The sequence below is a fragment of the Streptomyces sp. NPDC051677 genome (genome assembly GCF_044453465.1).
Lineage (GTDB): Bacteria > Actinomycetota > Actinomycetes > Streptomycetales > Streptomycetaceae > Streptomyces.
Window position 1 is genome coordinate 266067 of the sequence record NZ_JBITCT010000001.1, and the last position, 19410, is coordinate 285476.

Sequence of the window (19410 nt, forward strand, 5' to 3'; positions counted from 1 at the left end):
CGGCTTTCCTGGCGGTACGAGTACGCGGAACGAGTACGAGGAAGGGGCGCCCGGATCACTCCGGGCGCCCCTTCCTCGTACTCGTTCCGCGTACTCGAAACGTTCAGATCCGTACTTCCACCGTGCGGGCCAGTCGGTCGTGCAGGCCGCGGCCGTCGCGGTCCCAGACCAAGGCGGGGACGGCCAGGCAGAGCAGGACCGTGCGTGCCACGGAGCGCAGCGGGCTGACGGCCCCGGTGTCGGCGGAGACCACGCGCAGCCCGAAGAGGCGCTTGCCCGGAGTGAAGCCGACCGTGCCGACCGTCAGGACGCTCATCACCAGGAAGACGAGCAGCGCCCAGTTGCTAGTGGCGGCGGGCCGATAGCCGTCCGTGATCAAGCTGTATGCGATCAAGACGCTGAAGCCCCAGTCCACGGCCAGGGCGCCGAGCCGCCGCCCGGGGCGGGCGATCGAGCCCGGCCCCTCCTCCGGCAGACCGAGCTGCTCGCCCCGGTATCCGAAGTCGGCGCCCGCGTCTTCCATGGCCGCGCGGGGTCCGGAGAGCCACGAGCCGATTGCATCCCTGTTGTCCACGCGTCCACGGTACTGCGCCCGTTTCGCGATACGGACAGGTGGGGTACACCGGGCAGGGTCCGGTTAACTTGTGCGAAACAAATGGGTCACGCTGGAGAAATCACGCGTCCCTAGGGTCGACGACAGCGTGTGCCACCGCACTGGCCGCACGAACGAACTACCACCCCGGCTCGACGGCCGGGAGTAGGAGGAGCTGGATGTTCCAGAACGCCGACGAGGCCAAGAAGTTCATCGCGGACGAGGACGTCAAGTTCATCGACGTCCGCTTCTGCGACCTGCCGGGCGTCATGCAGCACTTCACGCTGCCCGTCGAGGCGTTCGACCCGGACGAGGAGCTCGCCTTCGACGGTTCGTCGATCCGCGGCTTCCAGGCCATCCACGAGTCCGACATGGCGCTGCGCGCCGACCTGTCGACCGCGCGCGTGGACCCCTTCCGCCGTGACAAGACGGTGAACATCAACTTCTTCATCCACGACCCGATCACGGGCGAGCAGTACTCCCGTGACCCGCGCAACGTGGCGAAGAAGGCGGAGGCCTACCTGGCGTCGACCGGGATCGCCGACACCGCGTACTTCGGCCCCGAGGCCGAGTTCTACGTCTTCGACTCGGTCCGCTTCCAGACCTCCGCGAACGAGTCCTTCTACCACATCGACTCCGAGGCCGGCGCCTGGAACACCGGTGCGCTGGAGAACAACCGCGGCTACAAGGTCCGCTACAAGGGCGGCTACTTCCCGACCCCGCCGGTCGACCACTTCGCCGACCTGCGCGCGGAGATCTCCCTGGAGCTTGCCGCGTCCGGCCTGCAGGTCGAGCGCCAGCACCACGAGGTGGGCACCGCCGGCCAGGCCGAGATCAACTACAAGTTCAACACGCTGCTCGCCGCGGCCGACGACCTCCAGCTCTTCAAGTACATCGTGAAGAACGTGGCCTGGCGCAACGGCAAGACCGCCACCTTCATGCCGAAGCCGATCTTCGGCGACAACGGCTCGGGCATGCACGTCCACCAGTCGCTGTGGAGCGGCGGCTCCCCGCTGTTCTACGACGAGGCCGGCTACGCGGGCCTGTCGGACATGGCCCGCTACTACATCGGCGGCATCCTCAAGCACGCCCCGTCGCTGCTGGCCTTCACCAACCCGACGGTGAACTCCTACCACCGTCTGGTCCCGGGCTTCGAGGCTCCGGTGAACCTGGTCTACTCGCAGCGCAACCGCTCCGCGGCCATGCGCATCCCGATCACGGGCTCCAACCCGAAGGCCAAGCGCGTCGAGTTCCGCGCGCCCGACTCCTCCGGCAACCCGTACCTCGCCTTCTCGGCCCTGCTGCTCGCGGGTCTCGACGGCATCAAGAACAAGATCGAGCCGGCCGAGCCGATCGACAAGGACCTCTACGAGCTGGCCCCCGAGGAGCACGCGGGCGTCGCGCAGGTCCCGACCTCGCTCCCGGCCGTCCTCGACCGCCTCGAGGCCGACCACGAGTTCCTGCTCGCCGGTGACGTCTTCACGTCCGACCTGATCGAGACGTGGATCGACTACAAGCGCGCGAACGAGATCGCCCCGCTGCAGCTGCGTCCGCACCCGCACGAGTTCGAGCTGTATTTCGACGTGTGATCGGACCGCGCGTGCACCACGCGTGAGCCGTCCGGCGCCCCCGCTCTGTTTCACAGGGCGGGGGCGCCGTCGTATGGTTTCTGGCACTGCTGTTCGAGAACGGGGTACGGGGAGATACGGGGATGCCCGAACACGACGACGCGGAGCGGGAGTTCGACCTCCGGTGGGCGGACGACGCGACGCACAAGGAACCCTCCGCGCGGGCCCGCATGCTGGCCGCCCGCTGGAAGGAGAACCCGCCTGAGCCGGTCCCGTTCCGCGGGGACCCCGGGCCGGTCACACCGCGCCGTTCGTCCTGGGCGTCGACGGCGCTCGTGCTCGGCTGTGTGATCGCGGCGATCCTGCTGCTGGGGTACCTGCGGTTCCGGGCACCGTATTAGAACGGGGCCGAACAGCGGGCAATCCGCCTTACTGCCAGGGCTGTTGGGCGACACGGTGCTACTTTGTGCCTCTTGGTTCACCGTCGGTATCCAGGTCGGCATCAAGAACGGTTGGTCCGGTGACAACAGCCCGCCCTTCGCGTACCGCCGTCGTCGTGACAGCGCTTCCCGTCGAGTTCTCCCCGTTGCTGGACCGGCTCCGGTCCGAGCACGCCCGGCCCAAGGGGCAGCGGAGAGTCAGCTCCACCGTGGTGCAGACCTTCGAGCTCGACGGCGTCTACGCCTCGTGGACCGTGCACCTGGCCCAGGTGGGCGTGACGAACGTCGTCGCCGCGCTGGGAACGCACGGTCTGCTGGAGGTGCTGCGGCCGGACGTCGCGCTCCTGGTCGGGATCGCGGGCAGCCTCAAGGACGACATCCCGCCGGGGGACGTCGTGGTCGCCACCAAGGTGTACGAGATCCACGGGGCCAAGGTGTCGGCCGACGGGCGCGGCGCCCGTCCCGACGCCGTGGACACCTCGCTCTCCCTGTGGCAGACGGCGCTGTACGCGGACGTCCGCAGCAAGTGCCACTTCAAGCCGATCGCCTCCGGCGACGTCGTCCTCGACGCCAAGTCCGGTGACATCCGGAGCCGGCTGAGCAGCACCTACCAGGATGCGGCCGCCCTGGAGATGGAGGGCTTCGGCTTCTGCAAGGCGGCGCAGCGCCACCGTACGGAGGCCCTTGTCGTCCGCGGGATCAGCGACCGCGCGGACGGCGAGAAGGGCGCGGCGGACGCCGTGGGCGGCCAGCAGCGGGCGGCCGCCAACGCGGCGGAGGTCGCCGTCGCCGTGCTCCTCCAGCACCAGCCCGAAAGCACCGGCGCCTACATGTCGACGCCGGGGACTTCGGAGACGCCGGGGACTTCGGAGATGGGGGCTCCGGGAACGCCGGGGGCTCCGGGGACGTCGGGCGCTTCTGGGATCTCCGGGGCTTCCGGGACGTCGGAGGTTTCTGGGATCTCCGGGGCTTCCGGGACGTCGGAGGTTTCTGGGATCTCCGGGGCTTCCGGGACGTCGGAGGTTTCTGGGATCTCGGGGACTTCCGGGGCGTTGGGGGCGTCGGGAGCTTCCGGGACGTCGGAGGCTTCTGGGATCTCGGGGACTTCCGGGGCGTTGGGGGCGTCGGGGGCTTTAGGGACCTCCGAGACGTCGGGGAGTTCGGGGCTGACCTCCGTGGGTCCTCCGGGGCAGTCGGGGCAGCCGGGGTCGCCAGGAGGGCAGGGCGGCGGCCGCACCTCGCGTCGGCGGCCGTTTGCGGCGCCGTGGCGTAGCGGGACGCGCGGCTGGAAGGGGCGGGCGACGGTCTGGGTGCCGCTCACCGCGGCGGCGGTGGCCCTCGGGGTCGTCCTGCAGTCGTGCGGCAGCGGGGAGACCGACGGCAAGGACGCCAAGACGCTCTCCGGCCCCGTCTCCCCCAGCCTGGCGGCCTGCGAGCAGGCGGACGCCGCGCCCCTGACCATCGCCGCCTCCGTCGACAAGTCGGAGCCGCTGCGGCGGGCGGCCGAGGCCTACGGCACCCGGTCCGCGGGCGGGAAGTGCCTGGCGATCAAGGTCGAGGACAAGAACTCGGGCGACGGGATGCGCGCCCTGGTCGCGGGCTGGGGCGAGTCCGACGGGGCGAAGCCGGACGTGTGGGCCCCGGCCGGCGGCACCTGGCTCTCGCTGGCCAGGGCCGAGGCCAAGGGGGAGAACGCGCGGCAGTTCCCGCAGCAGGCGGAGTCGATCGTGCAGAGCCCGCTGACCATCGCTATGCCGAAGCCGATGGCCGAGGCGCTGAACTGGCCCGAGCGACGGTTCACCTGGAAGCAGCTGGCCGAGTGGGCGAAGAACGCGGACGGCTTCTGGGCGGCGCACAAGAAGCCCGAGTGGGGCGCCTTCAAGCTCGGCAAGACCAACCCGCGCTACTCCACGTCCGGGCTGAACGCGACCGTCGCCGCCTTCTACGCCAAGACGGGCACCAGCGGTGAGCTGGGCATCCCGCACATCGACAACCTCGACAACCGCGCGTTCGTCAAGAGCATCGAGCAGGCCGCGGTCCACTACGGCGACACCACCCTGACCTTCCTCTCGAACCTGCGCGAGGCCGACCGGAGCAGCCCCCAGAAGGCCATGTCGTACATCTCCGCCGTCACGCTGGAGGAGAGCAGCGTGGTGGCCTACAACGCGGGCTACCCGTGCGGCGCACTCAACACGGACCCCGACTGCAAGAAGACCGCCCTGCCCGACACCCCGCTGGTCTCGTTCTATCCGAAGGACGGCGTGCCGTTCTCCGACCACCCGTACATCGAGCTGAACGGGATGAGCTCCGCCAAGAAGGCGGTGGCCGACGACTTCCTCCGGTATCTGCACACCCCTGAGGTCTACGGCGAGCAGTTCGCCCCTTACGGCTTCCGCACCCACGAGGGCAAGATCCCCAAGGGGTCCACGCAGCTCGTCCAGGCCGGCGGAGTCCTGCCCGAGGCGCAGTTCACCCGCATGCCGATGCCCCGGGGCGACGTCCTCGGCCGCCTGCTGGAGATCTGGCCCGCGCTGCGCCGCCGCGCCAACGTGCGCATCGTCATCGACACGTCGGAGTCGATGAACGACGTGATCCCCGGGATCGGCGACACCAAGATGGAGCGGCTGAAGCAGGCCGAGTCCAAGCTGTTCGGCGAGTTCGTCGGCACCGACCGGGTCGGTCTGTGGAAGTTCTCCGACGCCTCCACGCTCCAGAGCGAGCACGACTACAAGGAACTGGTTCCGCTCGGCCCGTACGACCAGAAGCTGGCCGGCGGCACCCGGGCCGGCCTGCTGGCGGACAACGTCAAGAACCTGGTGGCGGAGGGCGCGACCGGTCTCAACGACACCCTGGACGCCGCGACCGAGGCCATGCGGCACGACTACGACCCCCAGGCGATCAACGCGATCGTGCTGCTCACCGACGGCCACAACGAGGACAGCGGGAGCCTGACGCAGGCGGAGCTGCTGAAACGGATCGGCGACCCGGCTCAGCACCAGATCCGGATCTTCACCATCGCCTACGGGAGCGAGGCCGACGAGGACGACGCCAACGGCAGGAGCGCGCTCGAGGACATCGCGGACGCGAGTGGCGGCAAGGACTACGACGCCAGGAAGGCCGAGACGATCGAGCAGGTCATCACCAGCGTGATCTCCAACTTCTGACCCCTGGTGCCCTGGTTCTGTTCCTTTACCCTCCGCAGGGCCGATCTCGATCTGTCCATGGGAGGGGCGGGCGCACAATGGGCAGTGGGACGAGTGCCTGACTGCGGGGTGATGCAGATGCAGAGCCGTTTCCGGAGCGATCCGCGGCTGACCGTGCGGATGACGGTCACGATGTTCCTGCTCGGGTTGCTGTACGTGGCCTTCGTCGCCGCGTTGATCGTGTTGCTGAAGTCATGGCTGCTGGTCGTCGCCCTGGTGGCGGCGATGTTCGTCGCACAGTTCTGGTTCTCCGACCGGATCGCGATGTTCGCGATGCGCGGGCGGGTCGTGGAGCGCGAGGAATATCCCCAGCTGCACGCCGTGATCGACCGGCTGTGCGCGATCGCCGACATGCCGAAGCCGGTGGTCGCCGTCTCCGAGATGGGCATGCCGAACGCGTTCGCGACCGGGCGCGATCCCGACCACGCGGTGGTGTGCGTGACGACGGGCCTGCTGGGGCGGCTGGAGCCGGCCGAGCTGGAGGGCGTGCTCGCGCACGAGCTGTCGCACGTGGCGCACAAGGACGTGGCCGTGATCACGATCGCTTCGTTCCTCGGTGTGATCGCCGGGCTGATCGTGCGGTTCGCGTTCTACTCGCAGGTGTTCGGCGGCGGGCGCAGGGACCAGAACACCGCCGTCGTCTTCGCCGCCGTGATGGGTGTCTCCGCGGCCGTGTACGCGCTCAGCTTCCTGCTCATCCGGGCGCTGTCGCGGTACCGGGAGCTGGCGGCCGACCGGGCGGCGGCGCACCTGACCGGCCGTCCCTCGGCGCTGGCCTCCGCGCTGACGAAGGTCTCCGGCGACATCGCCCGTATCCCGACGAAGGACCTGCGCACGGCTCAGGCCTTCAACGCCTTCTACTTCACCCCGGCGACGGGCCGGGAGCCCGGCATCGAGCGGTACTTCTCCACCCACCCGAGCCTGGAGCAGCGGCTCGAACAGCTGGGGCGGATCTCCGCCGAGCTGGGCGAGGCGGCCGCTCCGGGGAAGGCGGGCTGAAGCGCATGGGGCTGCTGGACATCCTGCTCGGCCGGACCAAGCCGGTCGTGCCCGACCTCGATCAGCTGTTCGCGCTGCCGTCCGCGGCGGTGACGCTGGAGGCGGCGACCGGCTTCACCCCGACGGGGCAGGGCGCCGTGTGCTTCGCGACCGTCGAAGGCTCGGCCTTCGAGCAGACGCACCGCGAGGTACAGGCGCTCCTCGACGCGGACACCGACCGCACCGGCCCCCCGGTGCGGCTGGTGCGCGACGACTACGGCTACTCCTGGCTGGTCTCGCAACGCTCCCCCGACGAGCTGTCGCTCCTGGTCAACGACCTGCACGCGGTGAACAGCGCCATGGAGGTCAACGGCTTCGGCCCGCAGCTCCTGTGCTCTCTCGCCGGCTTCGAGGAACCGACGAACGGGCCGGAAGAGCCGGTGACCGAGAGCGGGCGTCGGCTGGCGCTCGTGTATTTGTACAAACGGGGCACCTTCTATCCACTGTGCACACGCTCTGACCAGCACAGACGCGACAACGCGCTTGAGCTACAGGTAGCCGCGCTACTCGCAGACGATCTACGCATCGAGAAGGACACATCGCGCTGGTTCCCGCTCTGGGACGCACCTGGACTGTCCGGCTGAGCTGTCTACCGGCCACGGATCACAGGCCTGGATGCAGCCGCGCCAGTCGTGGACACCTTCGGGCGCTCGAAGCCCGTCAGGGTGCTCATAGCCCTCCGCATCAGCTACCTCACCGACGAGTCCACCAGTCTTGAGCGACAGCTCTTCGACGCACGCGACTACATAGGCAAGAAGGTCGCTCAGGGGCTCAACTGGGTCGAGGTCGGCGTAGCCCGAGACGCGCACGTGTCGGCCACGAAGCAGAGCCCTTTCGAGCGCGCCGAGCTGGGCCACTGGATCAACGAGCGCGCCCCCGAATTCGACCTGATCTTGTTCTGGAAGCTGGACCGCTTCATTCGCAAGGTCATGGACATGCAAGACATGCTCCGGTGGGCGGATGACCATGGGAACAAGGCTTTCGCATCCATCACTGAGCCGATCTTCGACATGACCGGCCCATTCCGCGACGTGATCATCTCCCTCTTCTCCGCCCTCGCTGAGATGGAAGCCAGCAACACTTCTATGCGAGTCAAGAGCTTCCGAGAGAGCGTTCGGGAGCAGCAGCGTTGGCCAGGCGGGATGCCCGCGTACGGCTTCGAGGTCTACAAAGGGGAGGACGGTGCCGCCTACCTCCGCCAAAACCCATATCAGGTCAAGGTCATTCGGGAGATCGTCAGCCGACTCCTGGACAAAAGGAACCCGGAGACTCCCGCCGAGGTAGCCGACGAGTTGAACGCCCGGAAGGAACCCACCCCGCGAGGAACCCGCCCGTCCAAGCGCATCGAGGATTCCGGGCGCGAGTACAAGTGGGCCGCGGCTGGCATCCGCAAGATGCTCAAGAGTGAGGCCCTGATGGGCTGGAAGATGGAGAGCCGACCAGTCCCCGGCAAGAAGTACTACGAGACCATCCCTGTCATCGACCAGAGCGGCAACAAGATCCGCATGGCGGAGCCGATCTTCGATGACGAAGAGTGGACAACACTCCAAGCCCACCTGACTGAGCGGTCATTCTCGGTCTCCTCCCCCACCAACGTCACTCCGTTCCTCGACGTGATCCTCTGCGGGTACTGCAAGGGCAAGATGCGCTTGCACGTCTCGCGCAGGCAGAAGAGGGACGGGACACAGGCCGAGTACCCGAAGTTCCGATGCGTCAGCCCGCGCATGATCGATGGCCGGACGCGCTACGGCTGCGAAGACCAGGTGTCATGGGAGCCCGGCAGGCTGCTCGCCACCTTCGAACACCACCTCATGATCCAGTTCGGCGATCTGGAAGTGGAAGAGCGGATCTACGTCGTAGGCGAGGACAACGAGACTCGTATGCGAGCGATTGAAGAGCTGGTGCCCGTCATCATGACGGACATGGAGCCGGGTCGACGCTACGGGACAGCCCTCACGCGCCCGCAGGCCGAAAAGATGCTCGACAAGCTGAATGCCGAATACGAGGCCCTGGGCAAGGCCGCGACTGGCGACCGGTGGGAGTACCGCAGCCTCGGGAAGACTTGGCGTCAGCTCTGGGAGACAGCCGACGTACCCGAGCTGGAGAAGCTGATGCGCAAGAACGGCGTTCAGTTTCTCTGCTACAAGGACTCGTTCGAGCTGTTCATCCCTGAACGCCTCAAGGTCTGAGCACGGCACCCCCCTGGTCTAGAGGGGAGGTGCCGCAGCGGCAGCCTAGATGGCAGAAGGCCACCTCCGCAGGGAGGTGGCCTTCGAATGTTGCCCGAGACAATGGCGTCCCGTACCAGCCCGCCGAGTCCCACACCACTCGCGCGATGCCCACACCAGTGATCAGCTTCGAGCAGTCACCGCAGGGCTTGAACGTGACGTACAGCGTGGCTCCGGGCCTGTCCTCCGGGCGGCTCCAGAAGATCGCGTTCCATTCGGCGTGGGTACTCAAGGCAGCCTTCGCATGAGGACCCCGAGGGGGTGTCTCCAGCGCATCGTTCGCACTCCCCTGCAAGGCAGCTCTTACCGCCTGATGCCGAGCCGTTGTAGCCCATACTGACGATCCGGTGGTCACGGGGAGTAATTGTCAATTCGTGTGGATCAGTTGAGTCGATCATGTCGCGAGGGCGGTGGAGCCTTCGATGAGGTTGAAGGCTGGCCCCCGCTCACGAGCGCATGACGCAGAACTCGTTGCCATCGGGGTCCTGCATCGTGATCCAGTCCTCGCGCTCGGCCTGAACCGTTGCCCCGAGTGCGCATAGCCGCTTGACCTCTGCGGCTGCATCGGTCGTGCTCAGGTCGAGATGGACCCGGTTCTTCACCTGCTTGGCCTCTGGCACCAGCTGAAAGAAGACACGAGGCAACCTGCCGTCTGTGCCGACGAGCAGGACAGTAGGGTCGTCCTCCGGGTCGTTGATGCCCAATGAACGCAGCCGGGTCAGCTCCGCTTCGTCGTATGGCGCGATTTCGTAATCGTCCAGGGCTTGCGCCCAGAATCGGGCGACCGACGCCGGATGAGGGCTGTCGAAGACGATGTCCTTGATGGATGCCACAGGACTCCCTTGAGAAACGGATGTCAGCGAGATGATTCGTGCCGTCTGTGGTGAGTAACTGTCAAGAACTGTAGATCAGTTGATGTGGCTCAGGCCGCGCTGAGCTCGGGTCGTTCGACTAGCTGGCCGCGTTCGAAACGGGCGCTGGCACGGACGAGGGCGACGAGGTGGGGCGCGTTCACGGCCCGCCACCGCTGCTGGGCGGACTCGACGAGTTTGAAGACCATCGCGAGGGCGGCAGCACGGGAGCCGGCCCCGCGGGTGACCTTGGTCCGTCGGCGGCGGTGCCGTCGGCGTTCACTACGCTGAGCACGGGCGTGCCCCTTCCTTACCCGCGCGGCAACGCGGGGCCTACTCAGGCAATCGATCACTCGGGTAGGTACGCCGTCTGCGTGTGCCCTCCCGAGCCGATCCACAGGTAATGAGCATTGCCCCCTGTACGACGCGCACCATGATTGCGGGTACCCGTCGAACCATCGCACCTTCGATGAGTGGAAGTCTTCGGGGCAGATCAGTGCGGAAAACTGGCTCCTCGCGCACTACTGGAACGGGTCTCAGGTGTTCGTGCACTTCCCGCCGTGGCGCGAGTCCATGAGGAGGCCAACCGCGCATCCCCTTATCCCCGTTAGCATGACCATTGACGACGGCCAGGCCCCGAGGACGTCTTCCACGCGGTATTCCTCTGTCGCTCTGGCGCCTGGGTGCCTTCCTGGTGCGACGAATCGTTCGGCAAGTTCCTGGCTGCATGTCCCGTCGGTCGAAGAGTTGAGATCCCCCAGAACCAGTGGAACCAACCGCGCCTGGACGTAGTGCGCATGGTCGAGCTGGAAGACCAGATGCGGCCCCTGTGAATGAATGAATTAAGCTGCTCACGGCCTCCGGGCCGCAGCGGAACCCCTGTGGCGTCAACACGGGGGTTCTTCTGTTTTGGCATATGCCGACCGGGTACGCGACTGGTACCAGCGTTGCAGTGGTCTCCCCCCGAGCGCTGCTCGCTGGTGGGCCCCGGTCGTTTCTCCCCCGAGTCGACCGGGGCCGCTCCATGTCTGCACGCGTTACAGGCCCCCCTGTGCGCCCTTCCGGACCGTCGCGGGCGCTTCGCGCCGTTCCCTGGAAAGTCACCCCTCGCTCCGCCTAGTATCCGAAACGATCTTCGCGCCGGATCGAGAGGAGGAGACGAAGGGGGGTGAGATTTTGCTACCGAATCCCCAAGAGGTACCTGACGTGCTTATGGAGGTCATCTTCCAGTCAGGCGTTACCCCTGAGCAGCTACAGGAAGCAGTGTCGCTGTTGACCGCGCGCCCCGCGCCGGTTCCACAGGCGACGAACGCGGGTCCCAGGAGACTGCCGACACGGCGTTCTGAGGCCCCTTACGGAGGGACCACCACTGTGAGGGTGGTCACACAGATCCTCTAGGCTCGACGGCTAGTGAGTGTCTTTGACGCAGACACTGACGGCGGCGCGAGCGGGTAGGAGACACGTCTGCATACCCGTTCGCGCCGCTGGAGCTTCAGGTGAAGGCCGCCCTCACGAACGACCTGCGGATCGAGCAGGACCTGAGCCGCTGGTTCCCGGTGTGGGGAGCCCCCGGCCTCTGACCCGCCCGTGCTTCTCCTTCTCCGCCGGTTCGTGTCTGCCGGTTCTTCTCTACCGGTCCGTGCCGAAGTAGCGGTCGCCGAAGTCGCCGATGCCGGGGACCATGTACGCGTTCTCGTTGAGGCGTTCCTCGATGGCGGAGGTCACGATCCGCACCCCGGGGTAGCGCTCGCAGACGGCGGTGATGCCCTCGGGGACGGTGATGAAGTTGACGAAGACGATGTGCTCCTCCGGTACGCCGAGTTCCCGTAGAACCTCGATGGCGGCGAGCGCGGTGCCGCCCGTCGCGAGCATCGGGTCGAGCAGGAGGACGTGGCGGTCGGCGATGTCGTCGGGGAGCGCCGTGTAGTACAGGTGGGGTTGCTTGGTCGTCTTGTCCCGCTGGATGAGGATCTTGCCGATCCTGATGCCGGGGACCACCGCGCGCAGTTCGGCCTCCATGCTCTCACCGGCGCGGATGATCGGCACCCCGCACAGTTTCCGCGTGCAGCGCAGGCCCCGGTAGGTGCTGCCGACGGGGGTGGTGACGTCGTACGGCTCGAAGGGCAGGAGGTCCAGGGCCGCCTCGGTCAGCAGGCGGATGATGCGGCCGGCGTGGAAGACGAAGTCCTTGCGGCGTGCGTCGCGGTCGCGGACGACGGTGTGCAGGGCGCGGAGCTGGTCGGTCTGCGGGAGCAGGTGGACGTTGCGGTCGAGGTACGTCGCGAGCGTCGGCGCGGTCGTCGGTGCGGTGGTGGTCGCGGTGGTCGTCGCGGTGGTCATGCGGGGCTCCTCGTGGCAGGTGGGGGCGGTCAGTCGACGGGGGGCTGTTCGAACGTGGAGGGGAGTTCCGGGGTCGCGGTGAACTGGCCGGCGGCGACGCGGTAGATCGACCTGCCTCCGGTGCGGCGCCACATCTCGCGCATGACGTAGACGAGCTTCGGGTTGTGCTCTTCCTCCTCCTCCACGGCCCGGGCGACGAGCCACTCCCACTCGCGGGCCCAGCGCGGATCGGCGACGTCGTCCAGGGCGGTGTCGAAGAGGCCGTGGAGCGCGGTCAGCTTCGCGGGCCGGGAGAAGTGGCCGCGGGAGAACAGCACGCCGAGGATGCCCGTCCAGTAGCACCGGACCGCTTCGGGGCGCTGTTCGGCGGGGAGGGCGTCCGCGATGTGCCGCATCGCGTGCAGCGCGGTCATCAGGTGCAGCAGCAGGAAGTCGCCCGGTTCCGCCAGGTACAGCAGGGTGACCAGGTAGGTGAGCTGGTCCCAACTGGCGTCCGGGTCCTGCTCGGTGACCCAGGCGGGGGTGTCGTGGATCAGCGGGTGGCCCTCGCCGAGCATCCGGGCGATCCGGTACTGCAGTCCGGACCTGAGGAGTTCGGGGTGGATGTCGGCCGTCGTGTCGTCGACCAGGTTCTGCACCCAGGCGCCGAGGTCTCGTCGGTTGTCCTCCCAGAAGCCGGCGATGCGCAGCAGCGAGTCCACCGGCAGCTCGGCGCCGTGCGCGCCCGAGGGAACGCCTCGCTCGGGGTGGCAGTCGACGTGGGCGAAGGCCAGGTAGGAGATGCCCTCGACGGCCATCCGGCGGTTGCCGGCGTCCAGGGCCCAGCCCAGGTGGATGGTGGCGTGCTGGAGGGCTCCGGCCCAGCCCGGAAGCAGGTGCGGGAGGTAGCGCCGCAGGAGTTCCGGCATCCCGAGTTCCCGCTCGCGACGGTCGAAGAACGCGCAGTAGGCGGCGAAGTCCTCGCGTTTGCCGAGGAGTTCGAGCCAGTTGTCGTCGTCGATGACGCGCTGGGGCGCCCTGGCCGGTTCCACGGCGCAGCCGTACGGCGTGAGCGTGATGTAGTTGTCGTGGTAGGCCTGGATGCGCTGCGGGTCGACGCCGAGGCCGGCGAGGGCGACGACGGCGTGCTTGACGTGGTTGGTCAGATGGCCGTTGAACTCGATGTGGTACGTGCGGTCGTCCAGCAGCCGCCGGACGGTGTCGTCGGTCGGGGCGCCGTCGTCGAGGAGGTCGATGACGTGGGCGACGACCTCGGGGAAGGTCTCGGCGACGTGCGTCGGGCGGGCCGCTTCCAGTTCCGGCCGATGGTGCACTCCGTAGGTGACGGCGACCGAGGCGATGCCGGCCGCTTCGGCCATCCTCAGGTCGTGGGTGGTGTCGCCGACCATCACGGCGTGCTCGGGGCGGGCCTCCAGCCGTTCGAGGATCAGCAGCCCCGACTCGGGGTGCGGCTTGGGGTGGGTGACGTCGTCGGCGCCGATCAGGACGGTGATGTGGTCGCGCAGTCCCGCCGCCGTCAGCAGGGCGTCGGCGCTGGCGTGGAACTTGCTGGTGGCCACGGTCAGCACGATGCCCCGGCGGCGCAGTTCGGCGAGGCCTTCGGCGACGCCCGGGAAGACCAGCGAGCGGGCCCGGGGCAGGATGACCGTGCGGAACGCCTTCTGGTACTGCGCGACGCCCTCGGCGACCCGGGGGTCGTCCTGCGGCGCCCCCAGCAGCTTGCCGAACGCCTGCTCCAGCGGCAGGCCGATGGTGGCCCGGACGTCCGCCGGGTCGCGGGGGTCGGCGCCCATCGCGTCGAAGGCGACGGCGAACGCCTCGACGATCGCCCTCGGGGAGTCGACGAGCGTGCCGTCCAGGTCGAACATCGCCACACGGGTCACGGCTGCCTCCTGGGCCTGGGCCGGGTTCACTGGTTCTCCTCGCGTCGCAGGCGGGCGTGGGCGGCGGCGAGCCGGCCGCCGATCTCCGCGGTGTGGATGAGGACGGCCATGTTGGCCGTGGCGGACCGTCCCTCGGTGGCGCGGTCCACGGCGCGCATGACGTACTTCGTGACGGCGCCGCCCCGGACGCCGTCCCGCTCGGCGCCGCGGAGCGCTTCGCCGATGGCCGCCTCGATGTCCTGTCCGTCGATCGCGTCCTCCTCCCGGGTGGGGCTGGTGACGAGGAGGCCGCCCGGGTTGCCCAGGGCCCAGTGGGCGTCGACGGCCCGGGCGATCTGCGTCGCGTCGTCCAGCCGGTGCGGGGCGCGCAGTCCGCTGGAGCGGCAGTAGAAGGCGGGGAAGTCGTCGTAGCCGTAGGAGATGACGGGGACGCAGTGGGTCTCCAGGAACTCCATGGTCAGGCCGAGGTCGAGGATCTTCTTGGCGCCGGCGCAGACGACGGCGACCTTCGACCGGGTGAACTGGATCAGGTCGGAGGAGATGTCCATGGTGGTCTCGGCGCCGCGGTGGACGCCGCCGATGCCGGCGGAGGAGAAGAAGGCGATGCCGGCGAGCTCCGCCGCGACCAGCGAGGAGGCGACGGTGGTGGCGCCGAGGCCGCCCGAGGCGAGGACGACGGGCAGGTCCCTGCTGCTCACCTTGGGGATGCCGGGGGTGGCGGCGAAGCGCTCGATGTCCGCGTCGGTCATCCCGACCAGGATGCGGCCGCCTTCGATGCCGATGGTGGCGGGCACCGCGCCGCCGGCCCGTACCGCTTCCTCGACCTTGCGGGCGGTGGCGGCGTTGTCGGGGTAGGGCAGTCCGTGGGTGATGACGTTCGACTCCAGGGCCACCACGGGGTCGCCGTCGGCGAGCGCCGCGGACACCTCGTCGGTGAGGACCAGGGGCACGGAGCGGTGTCCGCGGGCGGGCGCGGGCGCGGGTACGGGAGCCGGGTGCGTCGTGGGGTGTGTCATGAGGGGTCTCCTTCCGGAACCTTCAGGTGCGGCGGGGGCTCAGTAGTTGGGCGTCTTGCGGAGCAGGTCCTGGCGGCGGATGATCTCCGGCACGTAGACCCGCTCGTTCCACGCCTCCTGCTCGACCGGCTCGATGGCGATGGAGACGACGTCCTCCTTGCAGCCGAAGGCGTTCTGCACGGCGGCGGTGACCGCGGCGACGAGTTCCAGTTCCTGCGCCTCGGTGATGGGCACGGGGAAGTGCTTGATGTTGATGTGGGGCACTCCGACCTCCTGGGAGACGGCGCGGGGCGCGTGGCCCGGGCGCGGGGACTGGGTGCGGCTGCGGAGCCGGTCGTTGACGAGGGCGGCGAGTTCGGCGACATGCGGCTCGCGCAGCAGTTCGTAGTGGCCGGCTTGTGACTGGTGGACGACGGGGGGCCGGGCGGACCAGCCGCCCTGGCGCTCGATGAAGGAGTAGTTGTCGTCGCTCGCCTTGACGAGCGTCACCGGCGCGTCCAGGCGCCGTCCGGTCAGCTCGTGGAACTCGTAGGTGAAGGAGTAGGTGCGCTGGACGATGCCCGTGACGGCCCGCACCAGTTCCTCGCCGAGGCCGGGGAAGCGGCCGGTGACGAAGGCGACGAAGGCGTCCTCGTCGTCGACGGTGCGCAGGCACTCGTCGAGCAGGGGGCCGCTGAGCGTGCCGGCGAACACGGAGAAGAGGAGGGCGAGGAAGGCCCGGTCGCCGAAGTCCGCCTGCCCGCTGCTGCCGGCCTTGTCCTCGGCGCGCAGCCGCGGCGCGCCCGGGGCGAGGAGGAACAGGTGCTCCACGCGTTCGCCGGCCTGCTCCAGCTGGTACGCCGTCTCGAAGGCGACCCGGGCGCCGAACGAGTAACCGCACAGGATGTAGGGGCCGTGCGGCTGGACGCCGCGGATCGCCTCGACGTCGGCCGTCGCCATCTCGCGGACCGTGGCGTAGGGGGTCTCGCCGCGGTTGATGCCGTGCGCCTGCACGCCGTGGACGGGCCGGTCGGCGCCCAGGGCGGCGGCCAGCGGGCGCAGGTTCATCGGGTAGCCGCCGAGGCCGGGCCAGCAGTGGATCGGGGTGCCCGTGCCGAGGGGCTGGAGGGGGACGAGCCGGGTGAGGGGCGCGGACGAGTCGGCGTCCAGCCGGGCGGCGAGCTTCTCGACGGTCGGGGCCTCGAACAGCACCTGGAGCGGGATCGTGCCGCCGAAGGCGCGGTTCAGCCGGCTGACGAGGGCCACGGCGAGCAGGGAGTTGCCGCCGAGTTCGAAGAAGTCGTCGGTGACGGAGACCTGTTCGTGTTTCAGCACCGCCTGCCAGACGTCGCGGACCCGGCGCTCGGTGCGGGTGCGGGGGGCGACGAACGTCCGCTCGGACAGGGACAGTTCGGCCTGCTGGGTGGCCTCCAGCGCCTTGCTGTCGATCTTTCCGTTGGCGGTCAGCGGCAGCCGGTCGAGGACGACGATCCGGTTGGGCAGCATGTAGCGGGGCAGCAGTCCGGCCAGGTCCTCCTTGATCAGCTCGGCCGGGCCCTGCATGTGGACCACGTCCTCCTTCATGTCCTCGCCGCGCAGCTGCTCGTCGCTGACCCGCCCGCCGACGAAGAAGTACGACGGTCCCGTGGGCAGCCCGCAGTCGGTGAGGATCCGGTTGAGCCGCTTGGCCGAGGGCAGGTCGTTGCCGGTCCGGGAGCTGTAGCCGGAGGACATGAAGCCGAGGTTCAGGTCGTTCATCTGCAGGCGTTGCAGGGTGCGGCCCAGGTCGAGGTAGCGCCGCCAGGCGTCGGGGCTGGTCGCGACGAGGCTGACGGCGAAGCCGGAGCGCTCGTAGACCCGCTGGTTGATGGCGATGACGTGCTTCTTGAGGACGACGTCGTCGCTGATGCGGACGAGAGAGCCGTCGGCGTACCGGTACTGGCCGGCCGGGAGTCCGTCGACGCGGCCGGAGTGGGCCTGCACGTAGATGTCGAAGGCGTCCGGGTCTCCGGCGGCGTCCCGGGAGCGGAGTTCGAACGTGCCCAGGTAGTGGTCGTCCTCGGCGCAGTCGAGGCGGTCCTTGACGGCCGTACGGTACTCCGCGGCCGTGAGGCGGAGGCCGTGGGCCGGCAGCACCTGCTCGAACAGGCCGACCATGTGCCCGGCCTCGATCTCGAGGACCTCGCGGATGTTGTTGCGGTAGACCGGTTCGATCGCCCGGTGCTTGCCGAGGAAGTGGATCCGCGCGCCGGGCTCCGACGAGGCCGGCCCGACGAGCACCAGGTGGTGGTGGAGCGGGTGGTAGTAGTACAGGCCCGCGGGCGCCTCGCCCACGACGCCGTCGAGTTCGAGGTACAGCTGGGTGGCGTAGAGGGAGCCGGGCGAGGCGTAGGCGTACTTGGGGAGCAGCCGCTCGTCGCTGAGGTGGCGGCCGAAGTTGCGCAGGACGGCGCCGAGTTCGGCCCGGGTCAGGTCGGCGGGGGTGCGTGCCGGGGGCTGCGGCCGGGTGCGCGGGGCCAGCAGCCGCAGGATGTCGTCCCGGCCGACGGGGCCGCCCTCGTAGAAGCGGTACGTCTTGCGGGCGAAGGCGAGGGCGCGCTGCTCGGGGGTGGCTTCGGCGCCGGGGAGTTCGACCACGGGCCGGCCGTCGAGTTCGGCGGCGTCGCGGCAGCCGGGGTGCGACAGCTGGGCCCTGACCTGGAGCCTGCTGCGCTTGGACTGGTGGTGGGAGCCGTGGTTGCCCTGGTCCATCAGGGCGGCTTCCTTGGGGTTGAGTTCGACGAAGGCGACGAGGTTCTGAAAGCCGGTGGTGGTGTCGTCCCGGAGCAGGACGGCGGAGCTGCGGACCCAGTCGTGTGTCTCGATCGTCTGGCGGATCTCGTCCAGCTCGACCCGGTAGCCGCGCAGTTTGACCTGGTTGTCCGCGCGTCCGACGAACTGCACGGTGCCGTCGGCGTTGAAGTGGGCCAGGTCGCCGGTCCGGTACAGGCGGGAGCCTGCGGCGGCCGGGAAGGGGGCGTCCACGAACCGGTCGGCCGTGAGGTCGGGGCGGCCGAGGTAGCCACGGGCCACCTGGGTTCCGCCGATGTGCAGTTCGCCGACCTCGCCGATGGCCGCGGGCTGTCCGAGCGGGTCCAGGACGTGGAAGGAGGTCCCGTGGACGGGGGTGCCGATCGGCATGGTGCGGGGCCCGTCCGCCACGGCCGCACGGTCCACCGTGAAGGCGGAGGCGTTGATGGTGCACTCGGTGGGGCCGTAGAGGTTGACGAGCGTGCAGGACGGCATGGTGTCCAGGCACTGCTGGGCGAGGCTGCGGGAGAGCGCCTCACCGCCGCTGAACATCTGGCGCAGGGAGTGGGCGGCGGGCAGGTTCTCGGTGTCGAGGAGCGCCTGCAGGAGGGTGGGCACGCACTGCAGGGTCGTCACATCGTGTCGTACGACGGTGGCGATGATGGCCTCGGGGTCGCGGTAGATCCCGGGGGCGCCCATCACCACCTTGCTGCCGCAGGCGGGGGCGAGGATCTCCCACTGAGCGGCGTCGAAACTCATCGGGGTCTTCTGAAGAATCGTTTTGCTGTCGTCGATCCCGCAGGCCTCGCGCAGCCACCGCATCTGGTTCACGATGCTGCGGTGCTCGATCATCACCCCCTTCGGCTTTCCCGTGCTGCCGGAGGTGTATATGACGTAGGCGAGGTCTCCGGGCCGTATATCGGGGTCGGAATCCGGTTCCGCGGCGGGATCACCGGCCTTTGTCGAATGGAAAGCCTCTTCGAGGGTGACGGCGCGGACCCCGGCCGGTGACAGTTCATGGAGCCGGGGCCGGAGTAATTCCTGAGTGAGGACGATGCCCACTCCGGCGTCCGCCATCATGTAGGCGATGCGTTCTTCGGGGTATTCCGGGGAGAGCGGCACATAGGATCCGCCGGCCCAGAGGATTCCCCAGATGTTCGTCACCAGGTCGAGCGAGGGCTCCATGAACACGCCGACCCTGCTGTCCCTGGTCACCCCGGCGTCCCTCAGAAAGCGGCCCAGTGCCTGGCTGTGGTGCAGCAGTTGGGCGAAGGTCAGGCTCTGGTCCTCGTGGACGACGGCGGTCCGGTGGGGCGCGATCCGCGCCTGTTCGACGAGCAGGTCGGTCATCACGTGCGTGCTCATGGACCTCTCTTTTCCGCATGACAGGAGAACGGTGGTATTTCCTGGTCCGGTGTTCGGAATTCCTCGCCGGCCGGTGCGGGTGGCGGCTGCAGCAGCAGTGCCGGGTTCCTGCCGTTC

13 protein-coding genes and 2 pseudogenes are annotated in these 19410 nt (G+C 68.7%); 7 read left to right on the plus strand and 8 right to left on the minus strand.

Annotation, left to right across the window (positions count from 1 at the left end; translation table 11 throughout):
- Nucleotides 1–103 precede the first annotated feature (103 nt).
- Nucleotides 104–574 (minus strand): RDD family protein, encoded by a 471-nt coding sequence (locus tag ACIBAF_RS01215; RefSeq protein WP_399461000.1) that lies wholly within the window; start codon nucleotides 572–574, stop codon nucleotides 104–106.
- Nucleotides 575–771: 197 nt separating this feature from the next.
- Here ACIBAF_RS01215 and glnA point away from each other — a divergent pair, with 197 nt between their 5' ends.
- The 6 genes from glnA (at nucleotide 772) to ACIBAF_RS01245 (ending at nucleotide 9030) form a co-directional block, all read left to right on the plus strand.
- A complete protein-coding gene (glnA, locus tag ACIBAF_RS01220; protein WP_399461001.1) occupies nucleotides 772–2181 on the plus strand; it encodes a type I glutamate--ammonia ligase in 1410 nt (469 codons plus the stop codon).
- 122 nt (nucleotides 2182–2303) lie between these two features.
- Entirely contained in the window at nucleotides 2304–2561 is a 258-nt protein-coding gene (locus ACIBAF_RS01225) for a hypothetical protein (protein WP_079662803.1), read from the plus strand.
- Between the two features lie 155 nt (nucleotides 2562–2716).
- Nucleotides 2717–5764 (plus strand): substrate-binding domain-containing protein, encoded by a 3048-nt coding sequence (locus tag ACIBAF_RS01230; RefSeq protein ID WP_399461002.1) that lies wholly within the window; start codon nucleotides 2717–2719, stop codon nucleotides 5762–5764.
- A 117-nt stretch (nucleotides 5765–5881) separates the two neighbouring features.
- Entirely contained in the window at nucleotides 5882–6802 is a 921-nt protein-coding gene (gene htpX / locus ACIBAF_RS01235; RefSeq protein ID WP_399461003.1) for a zinc metalloprotease HtpX, read from the plus strand.
- Between the two features lie 5 nt (nucleotides 6803–6807).
- Nucleotides 6808–7425, plus strand: a complete 618-nt coding sequence (locus ACIBAF_RS01240; RefSeq protein ID WP_399461004.1) for a hypothetical protein — start codon at nucleotides 6808–6810, stop codon at nucleotides 7423–7425.
- Nucleotides 7426–7473: 48 nt separating this feature from the next.
- Complete coding sequence (locus tag ACIBAF_RS01245; RefSeq protein WP_399461005.1) at nucleotides 7474–9030, plus strand: recombinase family protein; 1557 nt, start codon at nucleotides 7474–7476, stop codon at nucleotides 9028–9030.
- Here the strand turns inward: ACIBAF_RS01245 and ACIBAF_RS01250 are convergent.
- The 3 genes and pseudogenes from ACIBAF_RS01250 to ACIBAF_RS01260 form a co-directional block, all read right to left on the minus strand.
- Nucleotides 9020–9424 carry a hypothetical protein gene (locus tag ACIBAF_RS01250; RefSeq protein WP_399461006.1) on the minus strand — a complete coding sequence of 135 codons (405 nt, stop codon included), beginning with the start codon at nucleotides 9422–9424 and terminating at the stop codon, nucleotides 9020–9022. The two genes, ACIBAF_RS01245 and ACIBAF_RS01250, sit on opposite strands and share 11 nt — an antisense overlap.
- 91 nt (nucleotides 9425–9515) lie before the next feature.
- Nucleotides 9516–9902, minus strand: coding sequence for a VOC family protein (locus tag ACIBAF_RS01255; RefSeq protein ID WP_399461007.1), 387 nt, complete (start codon nucleotides 9900–9902; stop codon nucleotides 9516–9518).
- An 89-nt stretch (nucleotides 9903–9991) separates the two neighbouring features.
- Nucleotides 9992–10183, minus strand: a pseudogene (locus tag ACIBAF_RS01260) (IS256 family transposase); the annotation flags it as partial.
- Between the two features lie 1206 nt (nucleotides 10184–11389).
- On the opposite strand from ACIBAF_RS01260, the pseudogene ACIBAF_RS01265 reads away from it, so the two are divergent.
- A pseudogene (locus ACIBAF_RS01265) lies at nucleotides 11390–11500 on the plus strand (hypothetical protein); the annotation flags it as partial.
- 49 nt (nucleotides 11501–11549) lie between these two features.
- On the opposite strand, the gene upp reads toward ACIBAF_RS01265, so the two are convergent.
- The 4 genes from upp to ACIBAF_RS01285 are packed head-to-tail and all read right to left on the minus strand — an operon-like array spanning nucleotide 11550 to nucleotide 19293.
- Complete coding sequence (gene upp / locus ACIBAF_RS01270; RefSeq protein WP_399461008.1) at nucleotides 11550–12260, minus strand: uracil phosphoribosyltransferase; 711 nt, start codon at nucleotides 12258–12260, stop codon at nucleotides 11550–11552.
- 29 nt (nucleotides 12261–12289) lie between these two features.
- Nucleotides 12290–14173, minus strand: a complete 1884-nt coding sequence (locus tag ACIBAF_RS01275; RefSeq protein WP_399461009.1) for an HAD-IA family hydrolase — start codon at nucleotides 14171–14173, stop codon at nucleotides 12290–12292.
- Entirely contained in the window at nucleotides 14170–15159 is a 990-nt protein-coding gene (locus ACIBAF_RS01280; RefSeq protein WP_399461010.1) for a pseudouridine-5'-phosphate glycosidase, read from the minus strand. Before ACIBAF_RS01280 ends, ACIBAF_RS01275 begins: the two co-directional genes overlap by 4 nt.
- Before the next feature lie 39 nt (nucleotides 15160–15198).
- Entirely contained in the window at nucleotides 15199–19293 is a 4095-nt protein-coding gene (locus ACIBAF_RS01285) for an amino acid adenylation domain-containing protein (protein WP_399461011.1), read from the minus strand.
- Nucleotides 19294–19410 lie beyond the last annotated feature (117 nt).

Excerpts from the sequence above, each read along its gene's own strand:
- ACIBAF_RS01280 (WP_399461010.1), bottom strand. The coding sequence starts at position 15,159 with ATGACACACCCCACGACGCACCCGGCTCCCGTACCCGCGCCCGCGCCC.
- ACIBAF_RS01240 (WP_399461004.1), top strand. The coding sequence starts at position 6,808 with ATGGGGCTGCTGGACATCCTGCTCGGCCGGACCAAGCCGGTCGTGCCC.
- htpX (WP_399461003.1), top strand. The coding sequence starts at position 5,882 with ATGCAGAGCCGTTTCCGGAGCGATCCGCGGCTGACCGTGCGGATGACG.
- ACIBAF_RS01285 (WP_399461011.1), bottom strand. The coding sequence starts at position 19,293 with ATGAGCACGCACGTGATGACCGACCTGCTCGTCGAACAGGCGCGGATC.
- upp (WP_399461008.1), bottom strand. The coding sequence starts at position 12,260 with ATGACCACCGCGACGACCACCGCGACCACCACCGCACCGACGACCGCG.
- ACIBAF_RS01225 (WP_079662803.1), top strand. The coding sequence starts at position 2,304 with ATGCCCGAACACGACGACGCGGAGCGGGAGTTCGACCTCCGGTGGGCG.
- glnA (WP_399461001.1), top strand. The coding sequence starts at position 772 with ATGTTCCAGAACGCCGACGAGGCCAAGAAGTTCATCGCGGACGAGGAC.